Origin of the sequence: Brevibacterium sediminis (assembly GCF_024895295.1) — a bacterium.
In the GTDB taxonomy this organism is placed as follows: domain Bacteria; phylum Actinomycetota; class Actinomycetes; order Actinomycetales; family Brevibacteriaceae; genus Brevibacterium; species Brevibacterium sediminis.
In genome coordinates this window covers 17,477-36,426 of record NZ_JAHQRN010000007.1, presented here as the reverse complement: position 1 = coordinate 36,426, position 18,950 = coordinate 17,477, and the positions used below count along the sequence as shown (strand labels likewise).

The window sequence follows — 18,950 nt, the reverse complement described above, 5'->3', positions numbered from 1 at the left end:
ACCTGGTGGTGACTGAGTAGTGACCCGAAGGCGACTCCAGTATCGACCACCTGGTCCGAGACGGCTGCCGGCGAGCAGTATCTGAGTATGGACATCACGCCTCAGCCTCCTCAGCCTCCTCAGTCTCCTCATCGAACCGACCCCCGCGCCGTGCGAACGGCGGCGTCCGTCTCCGGGCCGGAAATCCTTCTCCGAACGAGTTCCCCGGACTCGACGACGGGAGGCGGACCATGCGTCAGGTGATTCGCCGCAAGGAAGTCGGCGAGCTCCGCTCCCTCCTCTCGCGGCACCGTGCCGCAGCCCTCACCGGCGGCTTCGGGTCCGGGCGGCGATCGATCCTGTCGGCACTCGAGTCGGAGTGGGATGGAACGGTGATCAGGGTCGCATCGAGTCCGCTCGATGAGGACACGCCCTGGTCCGGGATAGGCGGTCTGCTCGCCGCAGTCAGCGCATCCGTGAACGGCCCCTCCGATCCGGCGGAGCTCGCCGATGATGAGATCGTGCCGAACATGATGACGGCTCTCCGATCGATTCCAGGAGACGAGGACACGCTCATCCTCGTGCCCAATGCCGACGAGATGGACATGGACTCGCAGCGGGTGCTCGGTCAGGCGCTGCGCCGGTTGAAGTCAGGACGTCTGCACATCGTCATCACGGTTCGGTCGATCGACGATGACGGTCCGTTCGCCTCGGTGCCGGAGATCGAACTTGCGGATCTCAGCATCGCCGAGCTCATCGAGCTCGCCCGGGACCTCGCCTTGGCCCGCTTCGGACACACGAGGATCGCCGAGGAGGCAGCCCAGGTCGCCGCCCATGCCGCCGCGGGTCGTCCCTTGGCGGTCAGCCATATCCTCGAGGAGATGGCACCCAGTGAGATGCGCGGGGAGATCGCGCTGTCGATCCCGGTCAGAGTGGGACCGGCCAGCCGGCCGATGATCGCCGACTATGTCGAAGGGCTGACGCCCAATGCCGAAGCGCTGCTCAGATGTCTGTCTCTGTCCCCACTGACACCGCTGCGGCCTCTGGCCAGGAGGCTGCCCGGATTCTGGGAAGCCGTCGACGAACTCGAATCGCGCGGGACGATCGAACGTCGAGGGGCCTTTCTGCGGATACCCCACGGATTCGTCCGTGCCATGGTGCAGCAGTCGATGGGGGCGAGCGAGAGACGCCGAACCCACCTCGTCCTGGCCGAAGACTGCGCCGACACGTGGCCGCAGGTCGAAGCCTGGCACGTCTCGTTCATCAACCCGGGTGAGGAGACCGCACAGCAGCTGGCGGCACACGCTCTCGGACTGGTGCGACGCGGACTCACCGCCGGAGGGGCCGAATTCGCCGAGCGGGCCATCCGGGTCTGCAACGATCTCGAGGAGCTGCGCGGTCAGCTGGTCGAGATCGCCGAGACGCTGTCCGATCACGGGCAATTCGCCTTCTCCCGCCGCTATGTGCAGATCGCCTCTCGGTCGAACCGGGCCGCGGTCGTGGTCCGCGCTCGGACTCTCGAAGTCCGCAATGTCTTCCTCGAGACGCAGACGCTGCCGTCCTCACTGTTCACGTCGTGGAGCAGGGGCGAATCGGAGCAGGCACCCACCGAAGTGGCGCGCCTGCAGCTGACGCTGGCGCTCTGCCATTGTGAACGAGGCGAATTCGCTCGAGCGCAGGAGCTTCTGGCACTTGCCGAAGCCGCCGATGAGCATTTTCGCGACAGCGAGGCACAGCTTGTCCATGCCGTTCGCATCCTGCTTGACGTCAACTGCGGAAAGGACGGGTCGGCGCTCGCCGGATTCGCGAGCCTGCAGGAACACCAGGATGCGATCAGGCCGAGCTTCGGACTCGCCGTCGCCCAGGGACTGGTGCTCACCGAGCATTATGAAGCCGCCTCGGCTGTGCTCGACCACATCGGTGAGACCTGTGCCGCGACCAAGGTCTGGAAGCGGCAGGTGGACTGTGTCCGTGCTGATCTGGAAATGCGCCTCGGCCGAGTCAGCCAGGCCGTCGACGTCATCGACAGGCTCATCGCGGAATCTGAGGCCGACAAGCGCAGAGGGCTCGTCGCCGTCCGGCAGGATCGGATCCTGCTGCTGCACGCCTGGAAGCTGCTGCTGACCGGACGCGCCGGTGAAGCGGGGCTCGTCGAGGAACAGGCCGCGGTCCGAGCTTCGGCGACGAACAACCACCGTCTGCTGGCCGAGCTGAATGCGCTCCAGGGCAGATACCTGCTGCGCACCGACTGCGCGGCCGAAGCGATCGGACACCTTCGGCGCTGCGAACAGCTGTCCGCGGACGAGACCAACCCGAACGTGCGTCGTTTCGAGGGCGACCTCATCGAAGCCTTGGTGGGTATCGGCAGAAGAGAGCATGCGACTCTTCTGCTTCAGAAGCTGCGTGACCGCGCGAAGGCATGCCCTTCTCGGTGGACCGATCTGTCCGTCAGCCGGAGTGAAGCGCTTCTGGCCGCTGGCGAGACTGCCACCGACCTGTTCGGACGAGTGCTGCGGCAGTCCAGCACCTCAGAGTTCGTCTTCGAGAAGGCGGTCACTCATGCGGCGTTCGCCTCTCGCCTGACCGACAACGGTTCGAACCTGAGAGCACGTGAACAGAGACTCGCCGCTGCGGCGCTGTTTCGCGAAGTCGGGGCCGGTCGTCTCGCCGACCATCTCCGCACCGGGCAGATCGTCGAAGAGCCGAAGGTGCCAACGATGCCTGAGCTGCCGCGCCTCGGCGAACTCAGCGACGAGGAGCTCAAGGTCGTCGAACTGGTTCGTGCGGGAATGAAGAACCGGGAGATCTCCGAACGGATCTTCGTCTCCCTGCGCACCGTCGAACTCCGCCTCACCGCTGTCTATCGCAAGCTCGATGTCGGGTCACGCACAGAGCTCGTATCCAGGCTCGCGGGCAACCCGCGTCTCGCTGCGGTCTGAACCGACAACCTTGGTGAACATGAGCCGCAGACGGTTCGCGCCGTCTGCGGCAGAATGCCCCGCGGAGACCCGCACCGCAGTCGCGGATGACCGCAGTCTCCCCTCCGCAAGCACCAGAACGGAGTCATCGCACTCATAGCGTGAAGTCGACGCATTCCGCAGTTGGAATCGCAGCATCGTCGGCTCTCACCGACGATGCCCGGCCGCCACAGTGACGGGGCCGGGAGAGTCGAACATGGGAGATCACGATGACTGTGTCAGAACATCCGAATCCACTCACCCGGGGGAGGGCCGGCGGTGTGGCTTCGCCGGCTCCGGTGCCCGCAGGTGCACTCTGGTCAGCGCGGCTGGCGATGCGGATCTGGAGGAACAAGACCAGATTCCAGCTGGTCTTCGACGTGGGCGCATGGGCTGTTGCCGGACTGCTCGCATCGGTGGTCATGGGTGCGGGTGTCGTCGGCGCAGCCGAACTCGTCTCCGCGGTCACAGCCGCAGCGGTCCTGCAGCTGCTTCTCGGTCTGCTCATCGGGCTCTATCGCAGTCGCTACCACTACGGCAGCTTCGCCGAATACGGCGGCATCGCGATCATCGCACTGATCAGCGCGTGCGGACTGATGGCTGTCACCTTGGGGGATTCCCCATTCGTTCTGCTCACCGTGTTCTCCGCTGTCATCTTCATGACCGGCAGCCGTTACCTCGTCCGCTGGTCCCACCAGATCGCGACCCGTCCGCTGCAGGGGGAGCGAGTGCTCGTCGTCGGCGCCGGTGCCGCAGCCGAGTCCCTCATTCGGCAGATGCTCTCCGACCCTGACGGCGCCTATCTTCCCGTCGGGCTCATCGACGACGATCCGCACAAACGGCAACTGAGCATCCATGGGGTTCGTGTTCGGGGGACAAGTGAGGACATCGCCGAGGTGGCCGGATGGCTCAACGTCTCCGGAGTCATCGTTGCAATCGCCGATTCCGAAGCGGATTTTCTGCAGATCTGCCGTGATCGTCTGCAGCCGACAGGGAAATGGCTGAGGACGATCCCGCCGCTGGCAGAGATGGTCAATCGAAAGGTCGAGATCGGCGACATCCGCGATATCAAGGTCGAAGACCTCATCGGCCGTGCTCCGGTGCACACCGATCTGGCAGAGATCGCGAAGAAGGTGGCCGGCAAGAGGGTACTCGTCACGGGAGCCGGAGGATCGATCGGCAGCGAACTCTGCCGGCAGCTGTTCGCCCTCCATCCGGAGAGCCTCGTCATGCTCGATCGCGATGAGACCGCGCTGCACGGAGTCGAACTCACGCTCTACGGCTCGGCGCTGCTGATGTCGCAGAACACAGTGCTCGCCGATATCCGCGACAGGAGCGCCCTCGACCACATCTTCGCCGAGGCGAAGCCGCAGATCGTCTTCCACGCGGCGGCGCTCAAACATCTGCCGATGCTGCAGCGGTTCCCCGAGGAGGCGTGGAAGACGAATGTCCACGGCACCCTCAACGTCCTCGAAGCAGCACGCGCAGTCGGAGTCGAAACTTTCGTCAACATCTCGACGGACAAGGCCGCCGCACCGACGAGCGAGCTCGGCCGGAGCAAACGGATCGCCGAAAGACTCGTCAGCGGATTCGCAGCGAAGTCGCCAGGCACCTACCTCTCGGTTCGCTTCGGCAATGTTCTGGGCTCCCGCGGATCGGTGCTCCTGTCCTTCCAGGAACAGATCAGACAGGGCGGTCCGATCACGGTCACCGATCCGGAGGTCCGACGCTTCTTCATGACGATCCCGGAGGCATGCCAGCTGGTGCTGCAGGCGGCGACGATCGGCGAGGACGGCTACGTCATGGTCCTCGATATGGGCGAACCGGTGCGCATCGTCGACATCGCCCGGAGTCTGGTTGCGATGTCGAATCAGAATACCGAGATCGTCTATACCGGCCTGCGCGAGGGTGAGAAGCTCGACGAGGAGCTCTTCGGTGACTACGAAGGCACCGTCATCCGCATCCACGACAAGATCAGCCGTGTTGAGGCACCGGTTCTCTCACCCGTCGATCTCCCGGAATTCACGGCTGACCGCGGCATCATCGACACCTTCTGTGACCGCTCCTGTCGCCCTCATCCGGAAGTCGGCCGCCGAGAACCCGTCGGTGGACCCGCCTACCTGCCGGCGCCGGTCAAGCTGGTGAAGGATGAGGTCAGGCCATGACGATTTCGGATGCGGTGCCGACGAAGCCTCAGATGGCAGCTCCGACTCAGATCATCCCGGCTGCCAAACGGATTCTGCTGTCGGGGCCGGACGTCGGAGATCTCGAAGAAGAATACCTGCTCCGTGCCTTCCGCAGCGGATGGATCGCTCCCGTCGGCCCCGACCTCGAAGCCTTTGAGAAGGAACTGGCAGAAAAGGTCGGAGTCGCCTACGCGGTCGGACTGTCGTCTGGCACAGCCGCTCTGCATCTCGGTCTGCTGGGTCTCGGAGTGAATCCGGGAGACCAGGTGATCACGTCGACGATGACGTTTGCAGCGACGGCGAATGCCATTGCCTACTGCGGGGCCGAACCCGTGTTCGTCGACTGTGTCGACGACGGGAACATGGATCCGATTGAGCTCCATCGGGCGCTGAAAGACTCGATCTTGAGTGGAACGAAGCCTGCAGCTATCGTCCCTGTCGATCTGCTGGGTCGGCCTGCGGACTATGACCGGATTCTTCCGATCGCTGCTGAATTCGACGTCCCCGTCCTCGTCGATGCGGCGGAATCGCTGGGATCCCGTTATCGAGACCGAGCCTGCGGCAGCCTCGGCGAAGGCGCGGCGGTGTCTTTCAACGGGAACAAGATCATGACCACCTCGGGTGGGGGAGCGCTGCTCACGGATGATGAGCATTTGGCTGAGTACGCCAGGTATCTTTCGACTCAGGCCAGAGAGTCGGTGGCACATTATGAACACAGGGAGATCGGCTTCAACTACCGTCTGAGCAATCTGCTTGCTGCGCTCGGGCGGGCGCAGCTGGCGAGACTCGATGGTCTGGTCGAACGGCGTCGAGAGATCCGCCGCCGCTATCGCGACTCGATCGTCGCGGCGACTGACGGGGTCACTCTCTTCGGTGACGACAACGAGCACCATGACAACGCCTGGCTGTCGGCGGTCCTCGTCGATGAGAGTCGTACGGGCTTCACCGCCGGTGAGCTCGGTGCATGGCTGGCCGAGCACGATATCGAGACGCGGCCGCTGTGGAACCCGATGCATCTGCAGCCGGTATTCGCAGGAGCACAGATGTACGGCGGTGAGATCTCCGAAGGCATTTTCAGCACGGGTCTGGCGTTGCCGAGCGGATCGACGATGAGTGATGACGATGTCGAGCGGGTCATCGCGACCGTCGACGTGTTCCTCGACCGGCGAGCTCGTTGAGCCCCGCGATGAGTGTCGAACTGCCGAGCCAACAGTTCAACGCCCACTTCCTGCGTAGACGGCATAGCGAGAGTGGATATCCGCACTCCCTATGCGGGCCTCCGCAGGGCACGGACCGGAATGGGCCGGGCAGGAAATATCGAAGATAGCGTGAGTTCGAACTCGCCTCCGGGCTTCGAACACTGGGCGGGCAGTGCGGCGTCGTTCTGTGAGCCGCCGCAAGGGAATCGCGCGCTTCAGTTCGGATCTGTCGCACGGATTCCATGGTCAAGGAGGGTACAGGCATGGAGAACACCGATCGGGTGGAACCTGCGGTCGTGTATTTAAGTTGCAGGCGGACGGTCAAGAACTGATGTCGGAAGAATTCAATGTCCTCACGGTGTGCACGGGCAATCTCTGCCGGTCGCCCCTGGCAGAGCTCGCGCTTGCGCAGCGATTTGCCGAGGTCTGCGAGATCCGCGTTCATTCAGCCGGCACTCGTGCGGCCTTGGGGCATCGGACGCCGGAAGAAGTGTGGGAGATCGCCGGGTTCATGGGGGTCATCGAGGGGCGGGCCGTACACGCTCGGCAAGTGGACGAAGATCTGCTCGGCGCTGCTGACCTCGTGCTTACGATGACACGCGATCAAAGGCGTGAGGTCGTCGAGCTCAACCCTCGCATCGTTCGCAGAACCTTCACCATCAGAGAGATTTCGAGTCTCGCCGCAGTCACCCGAGATGAGGACATTGTGACTGAAGGTGCAGTTCCGACAGCTGACCGCGCAACCCGCTTGCGTGCTGCAGTCGAAGCAGCCGGTCGGCGCCGGAGCAGGAGGCGGAACCTCACGCTTCCGGCGCACGACGATGTCGTTGACCCCTACGGCTGCTCTCGGGACATCTATGCACTTTCGGCCCTCCAGCTCGCCCCTGCTGTCGAAGGGGTATCGGTTCTGTTTCAAAGAGCGCTGAACCTCGGCGAGGGGGAATGATGTTGAAAGGCAGACGACGGCCGGCGGCAATGAGTACGCGACGTGCGCACCCTTCGGACGGACGGATCTCTTATGACAATGTGAAACGCATTGCCGATATCTGTTTCAGCGTGATCGGACTCATCTTGGCGTCCCCTGTGATCGCCGGAGTGGCCCTGGTCGTCCTGGCCGTCCACGGTCGACCGGTGCTTTTCCGGCAGTCTCGGCCAGGGCTGGGTGGCAAGGTCTTCGACATTCTGAAGTTCCGAACCATGGTGGAGCCCGACGGAGAGCGTGTGACTGACGGACAGCGCCTGACGCGACTCGGCCGGTTCCTACGCGCTTCGAGCCTCGACGAACTCCCTTCGCTGTGGAATGTCGTATGCGGTGATATGAGCTTTGTCGGTCCTCGACCATTGATCGTCGAATATCTCGATCTCTATACGCCTGAGCAGGCTCGACGGCATGAGGTTCGTCCTGGAATCACCGGATTGGCACAGGTCAGGGGCCGCAACGATCTTGAGTGGGCAGACCGTTTCCGTCTCGACGTCGAATACGTCGACGGCAGGTGTCTGCGAATCGACTCCTCCATTCTTCTGCAGACGGTGCGAACAGTCGTCGGTCGGCGGGGAATCAGCAAACACGGACACGACACCATGCCTGTGTTCACTGGACGGGAGAACTCCTGTGATGTCAGCCAGTGACAGTCAGAAGGGCACGAAGATCGCCGCAGCAGTCTTGGTGGCAGCCCAGATCTTGGCGGCCGGTGGTGCAGTGGCAGTCAATCTGCTGGCCGCTGTCGTGTTGAGTCCGGCGGGGCGCGGAGACCTGGCTTTTGCACTGCAGTTGGCATACTTTCTTTCCGTGTTCGCGGTCATGGGGCTCGAACGGCCCTTCATCGCTTCGCGTTCTGGAGGATTCGGCACCGAATATCGTGTCTTTGCGCGCATGGTGACGCCCGGCACGCTCTGCGTTCTGCCCATCGCCTTCATCGCAGCAGCGCTGTCGCCGTTCAGCACCAGATGGATGTGGATGGGTGTGATCGCGATCGCCGCCTACGTTGCGCTCAATTCATTGGTGCATGCTCTGCGCGTCGCCTATGTGTGCAGCCGTGAGTGGAAATGGTTTGCCGTCAATGCGATCGTCACCCAGCTGATCATCGTCGTCGGAGCGGTATTGCTGGTGCTGATCGGTGTCAATGATCCGGTGGTGTGGATGTGGGCCTATGCGGCTTCTGCGGTACCGACAGCGGTCCTCCTGTTCGTCGCACCCCGCCCCTCGAAGCACTTGGAACCCACCCGAACCGAGAAGCGAGGACTCCGCCGGCGGGGCTGGGTGCTTCTCCCATCCGAATTCAGCAATTCCGCCATGCTTCGATCCGATCGTCTGCTTCTGCCGATCTTGAGCAGTTCGGCCGCGCTGGGCCTGTACGTCACAGTAGCCACTGTTCTCGAGATGGCCACCTGGCCGGTGCAGCAGTGGGTTGATGCTTCATTGCGGAATTGGTCTCAGGGCTTCTCTTCCCATTCTTTCCCAGTGGTGCGAATAATCGCCCGAAGCGTTCTGCTGCTGGTGGCTTCTGCCGCGGTACTCGCAGCCGCAGCATACGCCATGATCGTCATTGTTCTGCCGGACTCCTATGCGCCGGCAGCAGCCGCTATCATCCCATTGGCTGTATCCGCCGTCATCTTCGGAGTTACACGCGTCCAACAGGGCCTCCTCATCGCTGCGGACTCCCCGGGAACGGTGTCGGTCGTCGAAATCATCGGCACCGTGGCCTCGCTCATTGCATACATCACTCTGATTCCGCACTACGGAATGTTCGGCGCGGCCTACGGGTCGATCATCGGATATGCCGTCTGCGCCGCTGCCGGAGCCTTCACGCTCGCGCGGGTGATCAGGCGCAAAGCAAAGCAGTCGTATGCAGATGGGCCGAGCGCTGACGTTGCCGATGGTGGCGCGGACTTGTCAGACATCGCACCGTCGGCAGCAGAGCCTGCAGGATCTGCTGCCGAGCTCATAGACCGATATCCGGACCGGACAAGGAAGTGAAGTCATGGACGTATTGATGATCGCCCATTACACAGCAACTGGATGGCTGCCGAACGATCGCTTCGACAGCTTGGCGAGCATTCTTGCTCGCCGCGGTGCAGAAGTCGAGCTGGTCACATCCTCGTTCCAGCACGCGTTCAAGACGCAACGTGACACTTCGGTGGAACGGAACCCGCTGTACTCGACCACCTATGTGCATGAACCGTCGTATCGGAGCAACGTCTCTGCCGGTCGTCTGCGCAGCCACCGGGCCCTCGGGAGGAACCTTGCTGAATACCTGCGGCGGAGGAAGGTCCCGGACATCATCTACTGTTCCATGCCTTCTCTCGAGGTGGCGCATGCCGCAGCCGAATTCGCGGAGAAGAACGATGTGAGATTCATCCTCGACGTGCAGGACCTATGGCCAGAGGCCTTTGAAATGGTCTTGCGACCACGCTGGATGGTGCGCCAGGCTCTGATCCCCATCCGCAGGCGTGCCGAGGCGATCTACCGAGCTGCGGATGCAGTGGTGACCGTCTCCGAAACCTATTCAGAACGAGTGAGTTCGGCACGCAGGGACGGCTCGACTGTCTCCACCGTGTACCTCGGGTCGGATCTGACGAGATTCGACTCCTATCCGGTTCTGCGTCCTCCTCGAACAGGAATCGCGGAGCTCGCATATATCGGAACTCTGGGACACAGCTACGACCTGCCGTCGGTGTTCGGGGCTCTTCGCGAACTGAGAAGGAAAGGCATCCGCATGCGCCTGCACGTCATGGGTACGGGTCCCTTCGAAGATCGCTGGCGTGAGGAAGCAGGGGATCTGGATGAGGACGTGGTGTTCTACGGCAAGCTCGAATACCCGGAGATGGTTTCGCGTCTGCGCGGGTGCGATATCGCCATCAATCCCATTGTTGCGAACTCGGCGGCGAGCATCATCAACAAAGTCTGCGATTATGCAGCCGCAGGACTCCCTGTCGTCAACTCTCAGCAGTGCGCCGAGTACCAAGATCTCCTCACCGAGTATGGAGCGGGTATCAATTGCGAATCGACTCCGGCCGCATTCGCAGAGGCCCTCAAGAAGATGGCCGATGACCGTCGACTGGCAGAGCGCGGCCGAGGATCCAGACGAATGGCCGAAGACCACTTCGACCGGTCAAAGACGTACGAACGCCTCGGAGGGGTGGTCCTCGATGCACATTGATCGTGGAGGCTCCCTGAGTGGTCATGTCCACCCACAGGGGCAATGCCGTGCACTTCTTTCTCACACCTCTCAGCCAACTGAACACTGCCGCGTAGGAAGTGAACGATCATGATTGTTCAGCACTATCTGACGATCCTCCGCGAACGGTGGGTCTACGCACTGTCGACCGCCTTCGTCGTGATAGCTGCGGTAGCCGGGATCACGGCGCTGCAGCCCCCTGTGTACGAGTCGTCCGCAAACGTCTTCGTCCGTACCGATCCCGGCAATTCGGTCACCGACCGTTCGGCCGCGGCTGATTACGCTCGGCAGCAGATCGACACCTATGCGGATCTCGTTACCACTCCTATCGTGCTTGATCCCGCCATCAGATCCCTCGACTTGGATGCCGACGCAGGACAGATCTCTGACAGGGTCTCAGCAGATGTCCCCGAAGACACTCTTCTCATCTCGATCACCGCAAGAGCAGACGGTTCCGAAGTGTCGGCGAAACTTGCGAATGCGGTGGCTGAAAGCCTGCGAGAGCAGGTCGCAGACCTCGAAACCACCAGCGGAAAGGCGACAGTCCAACTGACGGTCGTCACTCCGGCGACGGCGCCGAAAGCGCCGTCCTCGCCGAACCTCACACAGAACCTCGTGCTCGGATTGATCGCCGCGATACTCGCAGGGATGTTGTCCGCCGTGCTCAGAGATCGACTGGACAACAAAGTGCGCAAAGCAGATCACATTGAGCAGCTGACCGACGCCGCGGTGATCGGGACGGTCCCGCTGATCACTGCAGGAGAGAACCACGTCTTCGTTTCAGAGCACGGATCGCAGAACGTTCAGGCTGAACCGTACAGGGAGCTGCGATCGAACCTCCGCTTCCTTGAGCCGCGGGGCAGGAGCCGATCTCTGCTCGTGACTTCTTCCGTGAAAGGCGAAGGAAAATCGGTGACCTCCATCAACCTCGCTTCCGCCCTCGCCCGCGGCGGGGACCGCGTGCTTCTTGTCGATGCTGACCTACGCGATCCCTCTGTGCACCGGTATCTCGGAATAGAAGGGGGCGCAGGTCTGTCGACAGTGCTGATCGGGGATACCGAGTTGAAAGACGTCGTCCAACCTATGGAACTCGTCAACCTCGCCGTTCTTGCGAGCGGGCCGATACCTCCGAACCCGGCTGAACTGCTGGACAGCGAGCAGATGACAGTCTTCCTCGAAGAAGCCACCAAGCAGTACGACGCCGTTGTCCTGGACTCTGCGCCAGTGCTTGCTGCGACAGACGCAATAGCGATGGCTACTCGAGTGTCTGGAACCGTCTTCGTCGCTCGAAACGGGGTTGTGCGTCGAACGCAGATCACTCAGGCGCTGCGAAAGATCCAACTCGTGCGGGCGCGCCTTCTCGGACTCGTGCTCAATGGGGTACCCCGGACCACAGGCACAACATATTCGCAGAGTTATGGCAGCAGCTATGCCGCGCATTCAACTCGGAAAGATCCCGACACTTGGGCGCACCGCGCCGAGCCGGAGAACATCTATTCGAAGCAGCTGGCGGTCCGGCAGGCGGAGGCTCCTCCAGATTCCGACCGTGAGGTCCCCCTCTCAGCCTCTGACAGCTCGCGTCGTCCGGATCTGGGTTGCAGATCTGTATTCCCCGGGACAAGGGTGACCAGCAATGATTGAGTTCTTGCACAGGGATCGAACTGATCGAAGTGGTGAATCGCCGAGGAGGTTCGAAGGGCCGGTTCTGCGCGCGATCTGGAGTCCGGTCAGCTCCGCAGAAGGTGAATGACTGTGCCGTCATCTGTCCGCACTCAGCAGAGCCCGTCCGGGGCCCGGACGGGTGCCCTCATGGACCCTGCTCATTCTCCGATCTTTGTGGCATCACTGACCGCAGTCTGTGCGCTGATCGTCGTCATTGCTCGCATATGCTTCTCCACGGACGTCGAAGCAGCCGCATTCTCGAGCGGGGTCATCGCCGCAATCTCCTTTGCCCACGGCATGACCCTTTTCGTGATCCTCGGACGTGATCGGATCACTATGCCGGGACTGTTCATGGCATCGAGTGCAGCAATCGTCGGAGTAAGCGGATTGCTCGTCATCCCGGATCCGTCTTTCATCGTCGGCTCCCATCCCGAGGCCTACCTCAATACGGCTTTGTTCGGCAGTACGCTGACTCAGATCGGGATCGGAATGCTCTGTCTGAGATCCGATTCAATAGGACGTCCTCATGAGGTGGTGCTGCCTATCCGCTGCGTGCGGTGGGCCCTCGGCGCCGGAGTCATCACGATCGCGGCCACAGTTCTTCTGGGAGATCGGCTGGGCGTGCTGGCGGACGGATTCGGGTCAGCGGCGATTCTGCTCATCTGCATTGCGATTCTGCTCAGCCCGCGCGGTCTGAAGAACCCCTGGAGTACCGTGACCATCGCCGGTGCACTTCTGGTGTATCCGACCGCCATCATCTCGGGGACAGGCCGTTTGCGAGCCATTGCGCTCATCTTGGCCGCTGTCTACATCTTCTTCCTCAGGTACGGGCGTCAATGGCTGAAAGTGGTCGGAGTCTTCCTCGCCCCGATGATTCTTGCGGTGTTGGGTGTATGGCGCAGGGAATACGAAGCCTCGTTGAGCGGCGAGCACGGCAACGACACAGGCCTCTCGTCGATGTTCGTCGGCATCGGCAACTTCGGGTCTCTGATACATGACTTCGACCTCGGAGGTCTCCCGACTCTCGGAGCATCGCTTCTGTCACCATTGCGGGCAGCGCTGCCCGATGGCTTCGCGCCTGACTGGATACCCGACGCTATCGGCTACCAACTCGCTGCTCTGACAGATCCGCAGCTGTACGGAACCGGGTTCTCCACGGTGGCAACCGTCTATGGCGACCTCTGGTGGAATTTCGGAGCGCTGGGCTTGGTGATCGGGGTTCCGCTTCTCGCCGTGATGCTTGATCGCATCGACTCATGGACGCTCCGCATCTACCGACGTGCTGTCCAGGGGCCACGCGACCTTCTGCTCTTGGTGTTCTTCGCAGCCCTATTGGGCGGGGTCGGGGACATAGTCTGGTCCGGATTCCACACATGGATAGTGCGAATGTACGCACGAATTGCAGCACTCGTCGTCCTCTGGCTGCTCACCTTCTACCTTCCGCGCCGAATCATTCCGCAATTCGTCTCCTTCCAGCAGGGGGAGCCGGACCGCTGTGCTGACAATGTAGACTCATCCGCCGACTCCCTCGACCACCGACGCCGGCGAACGGCCCAATACGTGAAGTTCTCAGCCGTCTCGGAACCGCAATGATTCTCGACATCGGCCCGACCTCGGCTGCACAGGGCAATGCCCAAGTGCGTCGGCGCTTGCTGCTGTCTCCGTGCTCAGCCAGTACTGTCTGTTCAGATACCGTGATCTGAGCGGTCGGTGTGAATGTCGAAACGCACTCGAAGGAGGATTCCGGATGAAGAATTCGAACGGGCTCACTGTTGTCATTGCCTCTGCCGCGCACCGGGCGCACTATGTGGAGTGGTTCAAGAGGGCCTTGCGAACCGAGGGAATCCACGGCGAAGTCATCGCGTTCGAGTATCGAGACACGGCCCCGACCCTGTCCCTGGCAGACCGTGGCGTGGTGATGCCGGCATACAACTCTCCTGAGTACCGCGAAGAGGTATTGAACTGGGTTCGGAGAGAATCGCCTGACCTGTTTGTCTCAGTGAATGACTACGAGCTTCAGGTGCTGGCCGGTGGCTTGGCAGAAGAGCTGCGCAGGGGCGGCTGCACGGTCGCAGCACTCGACGCCGATGCGCAGAACATCGTCCTCGACAAACACCTGATGGCTGCGAGACTGCGTGACCGAGGACTTCCCACCCCTGCAACTTGGCTCGGCAGTGAGGCTGACATGGCGCAGGCGACGAACTCGGGCGGCAGCTTCATCGTCAAACACCGTTTCGGAAGCGGATCAGACGGGCTTCGCATTGCCACAGGTGAGACTCTGCAGGAAATGGTCATCGAATCGGCGAAGACGGCAAGAGACGCAGGCGGACGACCGACAACTCACGGCGAAGACGCCGTCATCATCCAGACCCACTTACCCGGAACGGAGTTCGGCGTCGATGGAGTGTTTGCCCTCGATGGAACCGGCCGTCTGAATGGGGCACTTGCGCGACGCAAGGACAGGATGAGAGGCGGAGACACCGATGTCGCCACAACTGTCGCGGCGAAGGGCTTCACCCAGGCGCTGGCCGAACTTGGGGACCTCCTCAAACCGGTGGGTCCGATCGACGTCGACTTCAAAGAAGACACCGAAGGCTCTCCCCAGATCATCGATATCAATCCGCGGTTCGGTGGAGGGTACCCGTTCTGTCACCTTGCGGGAGCGAATGTTCCCGCCTATCTGGTCCGTGAGTTGGCGGGACTGGCCGATGCCCCATCACTGTTGGACTATGAAGTCGGGGTGACGACGGCGAGAAGAGACGAATTCTCCGTTCTCCGTCGATAGTGCCGGCCAACAGCCGGCATGAGCCGCCTCGGAGCGTCAGGATCCTGCTTCAGGTTCTGTCATGAACCAGCTGCGACCGAGGCAGGTACAGATGCCGTGGCATGGAGCCACGAATGTCCGCCCAGATAGTCGTCCACCGAGCCCCTCCGCCTCACCAATTTCAGAGAATCGTCGTCCCGGACGAAGACAGCTGGAGGGAATTCGATGAAGGAAGACTGGTAGGACATCGTGTAGGCACCGACCCGGTAGAAGACGATCCGGTCACCTTCCGACAGCTGCGGCGCGTCTCTCAGGACTGTCAGGCGATCGTCCTCCATACAGGTGAAGCCGCAGATCACCTGTTCGGGAATCGATTCCTCAGAAGCGGCATCGATTCGCACATCGAACTCCCTCTGTCTCCGAAAGAGGGGATCGATATTGGTGCGACTGGCATCAGTGACCACGTACCGGTGATCTCCGACGAATTTGACGTCGACTACTTGTGAATGAAATTCCACAGGCACTGCGATCAGCGAACCGCCCGGTTCGACGATCAATTGAGTTCGATCGATGTCGACCGCTCCCTCGAGTCCTCTGCGAATCGTCGACACATATTGGTCGAATGTCGGAGTTCCGACAGGGCTGCCGAAGAACCCGCCGCCGATATCGATCCATTCGAGATCGAGGTCGAACTCGGAGATGAGCTCGGCAGCGAGCTCTGCCGACGCCGTGTAGACTCCCAAGCTCTGTGTGAGCGAATTCCGGTGCATATGGAGACCAACCACCCTCACCCCTGCGGCCTTCAGCGTGGACATCGCTGCGCCGAGTTCACCGTTCTCCGCATTGAACCCGAAACGGCTGTGCTGTCCCGACGTCGTGCTCTCCCCGGGACATCTCTCTTCGAGGTTCCAATTGACACGCAATCCCACTGAAAGCGTCTGCTCGGGCTGCTCCTTGGCAAACTCGGCGGCCCACCTGACCTCTCGCTTTGAATCCAGGTTGACGACTGACCCGTGGGCGAGGGCTTGGCGCAAGCGCTGCCGACTCTTGACCGGGCCATTGAATACGATGCGATCCGGGCGATACCCCACGGACAGCGCAAGTTGGTACTCGGCATCCGATACCACCTCTGCCCAGACGCCTTGCGTATTCATGAAAGACAGAAGCCATGGCAGTGCATTCGTTTTGAAAGAATACGACAGCACTGAATTCGGCCATTGATTCAGAAGTGCTTGGCGAAATCTATCGATGAATTCTTCGAGGACTGATGAGTCCAAGACAAAAGCCGGCGTTTGGGGCTCGTGCTGCCGGGTCCCGTGCTGCGCCACTTCAATCACTCTCTTCTGTGCTTCATGTCGTGTATTCAAGCAGTCTACGGAGAGCAGTTGGGGTGCGGAGTCGTTTCACTGATTATTGCGGAGAACCGCATGCTGCCATCGGGGTGTCTGACGATAGAAATAGAATCAAACTGACTTGGGCAGAATGGAATCGGAATTTCGCAGTAATATCCTGCGCCCCGATGTGCAAGAAAATGCAATTGACGAATTCGGTCTGGGTGAACTCCATCCGTACAGAGATCGTCTGATGTGACCGGGGAGACTCAGACCAGACCGAGGAGGACGGTATGACAGCTAAGCCAGAGGCGATCATCATCAGCTCAGCCGGGAGGCGTCTGTACCTCATCGACTGGTTTCGCGAGGCTTTCGACGCACTTGGCGTCGAAGGGCGAGTGATCGTTGCCGAAAACGATCCGACAAGCTCCTCCGCTTCCTACGGCGACGTCAGCCGGAGTCTGCCGAAATACGATGATCCGGACTATGGTCCAGAGCTGATGCGCCTGGTTGTCGAATTCGACCCCAGGATCTTCGTTTCGGCGAACGACTACGAGCTCATGCATGTCCATGTGAATAGTAGACTTGCGAACTCTCTTCGGGACAGGGGCGTGCTTGTGCCGGGAGTATCGGCAGCATGGCAGGCCGGCTGCGCAGACAAGCTGCAGATGGCGAAGATGCTCGCCTCCATCGAGGTTCCGACGCCGGCGACCGTCAGCGGCGCGGATGACCAAGGAATCGATGAGCTGAGTGCCCAGACCGACGAGTTCGTCGTCAAGCACAGATTCGGCAGCGGGTCCTCGGGCCTGCGGGTGGTCTCAGCAGATCACGTCCGCCAGGCGGTGACAGAAGCCGCGCTTTCTGCCCCGTCGGCAGGTGGGCATTCGGGTACGCGGGATGATGTTGCAGTGCAGCCGAAGCTCCCGGGAACCGAATACGGTGTCGACATCATCGGGAGCCTCACATGCAGTGGAATGCTCAGCGGCGTGCTGGCGCGCCGCAAGGTTCGCATGAGGGCTGGAGAGACGGACAAAGCCGTGACCGTCGACCCCGCACCATTCACTCGAATCGCTGAGCGGATCGCCGAAGCGTCAGACCTGACAGGCCTCATCGACGTTGACGTGTTCGTCGATGACTTCGGTGGGGCTTCCGTGATCGACATCAACCCTCGATTCGGCGGTGGATATCCATTCGTCCACCTCGCCGGTGCAGATGTGCCTCTCTACTATCTTGCACAGGTCCTCGGGGTTGATATCGGTGAGAGCTGGAACCGATACGAATTGGACGTCGTCTCCGCGAAATATGAGAGCATCCGCGTCACGGGTTGACGAAGAGGACCCAGACGTGAATTCGGTGAGGTTGAGATGACGTCGCCCTCAGCTGCCGACTTTCACGTTCCGGTGCGAATTTTCGCCGAGGCGGGTGGCGAAGTCACGCATCTTGTGCGTGGCATCCGATCGGACCAGGTCCCGAAGCGCCAGCAGGGAAGAGAATGCGGTGTAGATCCGCGGTCGCAGCGGCAGATCCCAGACTCCGATGTATTCGTGCGCATCGGCTCCCATGCCGGCCTTGAAGTGAATCAGACCCGCAGTCGGAACATCGGGATCCAAGGTATCTTGGACCCCGCCGATATCGATGACTTCGACTCCGTCTGCGACGGCACGACGGATGATCTCCCAATAGAGGGCATTCGACGGCCTCACCTCGGGCCGGAGAGTGCTTGTTGCGGCAAAGATGCCCTGCACCCTTCGACCGAGCTGCGCTGTCGCCTCGGCGGCGAGAACCTCGCCATTGTGCCTGGCGACGTCAAATGCGATGCGACCAGGAAAGTCAACAGTCAATGTTGTCAGGACTGCCTCTATGTAGCTTCGAGGCTTTGCATTGAAACGGTTGCGGTCGGCTGTCTCCGCCAATATTCCGAGCACTTCATCGAGATCTGCCAGTTCGCCGGTCTGCGCTTGCACTCCCGCGCGGTCGGCCTTGCGGATATTCTTTCGCCACGTCTTCGACATCCGTGAAGAGACGGCCTGCTCTGAGCCGCCTTCCAGCGAGAGATGGAAATTGAATCTGGGCTGGCTGGCTTCGGCTTCCTTGTTGCCACGGACTTCCTTCCAGCCGAGTCGTGACAACTGTCGCACGATGTCACTTCCGACAGGATTGGTGTCGTCGGGGGCGAGATCGTCGAATCGTGCGACGCCGGGATCCGTGAGACCCTTCTTCACAGTGTCGGCATGCCAGCTTCGCAGCTTCAACGGCGGAGCAATTCTGACGGCGAAGATGTTCTTTGCGCGCAGATGAGAGGTCAGGGCGTGCAGCTGCTCAACCGCATCCGGGGCGGCCCAGTCGATCAGTGGCCCCTGCGGAATATATGCAAATCGGAGCCCAGTCCCAGGCAGATTCTTGTACTTGACGAGCGTCGCAGCGACCAGTGCTCCCGTATTGTCTCGGATACCCAGCAGCTCATAGTCCCAGATCTGGCCGCGTGCGTCTCCCCATTGCGGAGTCTGCTGGTAGCTTGCGGTCTCGAAATTTTCGAGGAACCGGTGGTAATCGGCGCTTTCAAGGGTTTCAACCGTATGCATGGAATCAGGGTAGGGAGGTACGGAGGGGGCAACCGGAGATCACGATGCAGCTTTCGTGCATCCGCACTCCATTGGCGGATGACCGCATATCGCTCCCGTCGGTCGACAATCG

At 61.3% G+C, this 18,950-nt stretch carries 13 protein-coding genes; 11 read left to right on the top strand and 2 right to left on the bottom strand.

All coding sequences use genetic code 11. The features are described 5' to 3' along the window. The first annotated feature begins 230 nt into the window (after nt 1-230). The 10 genes from KTJ89_RS15440 (at nt 231) to KTJ89_RS15395 (ending at nt 14,946) form a co-directional block, all read left to right on the top strand. Nucleotides 231-2,918 carry a LuxR C-terminal-related transcriptional regulator gene (locus KTJ89_RS15440; protein ID WP_259358377.1) on the top strand — a complete coding sequence of 896 codons (2,688 nt, stop codon included), beginning with the start codon at nt 231-233 and terminating at the stop codon, nt 2,916-2,918. Between the two features lie 248 nt (nt 2,919-3,166). Then, nucleotides 3,167-5,101 (top strand): nucleoside-diphosphate sugar epimerase/dehydratase, encoded by a 1,935-nt coding sequence (locus tag KTJ89_RS15435; RefSeq protein WP_259358376.1) that lies wholly within the window; start codon nt 3,167-3,169, stop codon nt 5,099-5,101. Next, nucleotides 5,098-6,300, top strand: coding sequence for a DegT/DnrJ/EryC1/StrS family aminotransferase (locus KTJ89_RS15430; protein ID WP_259358375.1), 1,203 nt, complete (start codon nt 5,098-5,100; stop codon nt 6,298-6,300). The genes KTJ89_RS15435 and KTJ89_RS15430 overlap by 4 nt, the downstream gene beginning before the upstream one ends. A 352-nt stretch (nt 6,301-6,652) precedes the next feature. Continuing rightward, nucleotides 6,653-7,267 (top strand): arsenate reductase/protein-tyrosine-phosphatase family protein, encoded by a 615-nt coding sequence (locus KTJ89_RS15425; protein WP_139909264.1) that lies wholly within the window; start codon nt 6,653-6,655, stop codon nt 7,265-7,267. Nucleotides 7,268-7,347: 80 nt separating this feature from the next. Continuing rightward, entirely contained in the window at nt 7,348-7,950 is a 603-nt protein-coding gene (locus KTJ89_RS15420; protein ID WP_310650303.1) for a sugar transferase, read from the top strand. Beyond that, complete coding sequence (locus KTJ89_RS15415; RefSeq protein WP_259358373.1) at nt 7,937-9,298, top strand: lipopolysaccharide biosynthesis protein; 1,362 nt, start codon at nt 7,937-7,939, stop codon at nt 9,296-9,298. The genes KTJ89_RS15420 and KTJ89_RS15415 overlap by 14 nt, the downstream gene beginning before the upstream one ends. Nucleotides 9,299-9,302: 4 nt before the next feature. After that, the gene (locus KTJ89_RS15410; protein WP_172171905.1) at nt 9,303-10,481 is read left to right on the top strand and encodes a glycosyltransferase family 4 protein; all 1,179 of its coding nucleotides are present in this window, start codon (nt 9,303-9,305) and stop codon (nt 10,479-10,481) included. A 108-nt stretch (nt 10,482-10,589) separates the two neighbouring features. Further along, a complete protein-coding gene (locus KTJ89_RS15405; protein ID WP_374990289.1) occupies nt 10,590-12,140 on the top strand; it encodes a tyrosine-protein kinase domain-containing protein in 1,551 nt (516 codons plus the stop codon). A gap of 195 nt (nt 12,141-12,335) precedes the next feature. Continuing rightward, nucleotides 12,336-13,754: a hypothetical protein gene (locus KTJ89_RS15400; RefSeq protein WP_259358371.1), complete on the top strand. Its 1,419-nt coding sequence runs from the start codon at nt 12,336-12,338 to the stop codon at nt 13,752-13,754. Nucleotides 13,755-13,908: 154 nt separating this feature from the next. Beyond that, a complete protein-coding gene (locus tag KTJ89_RS15395; protein ID WP_259358370.1) occupies nt 13,909-14,946 on the top strand; it encodes an ATP-grasp domain-containing protein in 1,038 nt (345 codons plus the stop codon). 59 nt (nt 14,947-15,005) lie between these two features. Here the strand turns inward: KTJ89_RS15395 and KTJ89_RS15390 are convergent, their stop codons facing one another. Beyond that, the gene (locus KTJ89_RS15390; RefSeq protein ID WP_259358369.1) at nt 15,006-16,202 is read right to left on the bottom strand and encodes a type III PLP-dependent enzyme domain-containing protein; all 1,197 of its coding nucleotides are present in this window, start codon (nt 16,200-16,202) and stop codon (nt 15,006-15,008) included. Between the two features lie 347 nt (nt 16,203-16,549). On the opposite strand from KTJ89_RS15390, the gene KTJ89_RS15385 reads away from it, so the two are divergent. Continuing rightward, nucleotides 16,550-17,584: an ATP-grasp domain-containing protein gene (locus KTJ89_RS15385; RefSeq protein ID WP_259358368.1), complete on the top strand. Its 1,035-nt coding sequence runs from the start codon at nt 16,550-16,552 to the stop codon at nt 17,582-17,584. A gap of 48 nt (nt 17,585-17,632) precedes the next feature. On the opposite strand, the gene KTJ89_RS15380 is transcribed toward KTJ89_RS15385, so the two are convergent. Next, nucleotides 17,633-18,838 (bottom strand): lipid II:glycine glycyltransferase FemX, encoded by a 1,206-nt coding sequence (locus KTJ89_RS15380; protein WP_259358367.1) that lies wholly within the window; start codon nt 18,836-18,838, stop codon nt 17,633-17,635. Nucleotides 18,839-18,950: the final 112 nt, after the last annotated feature.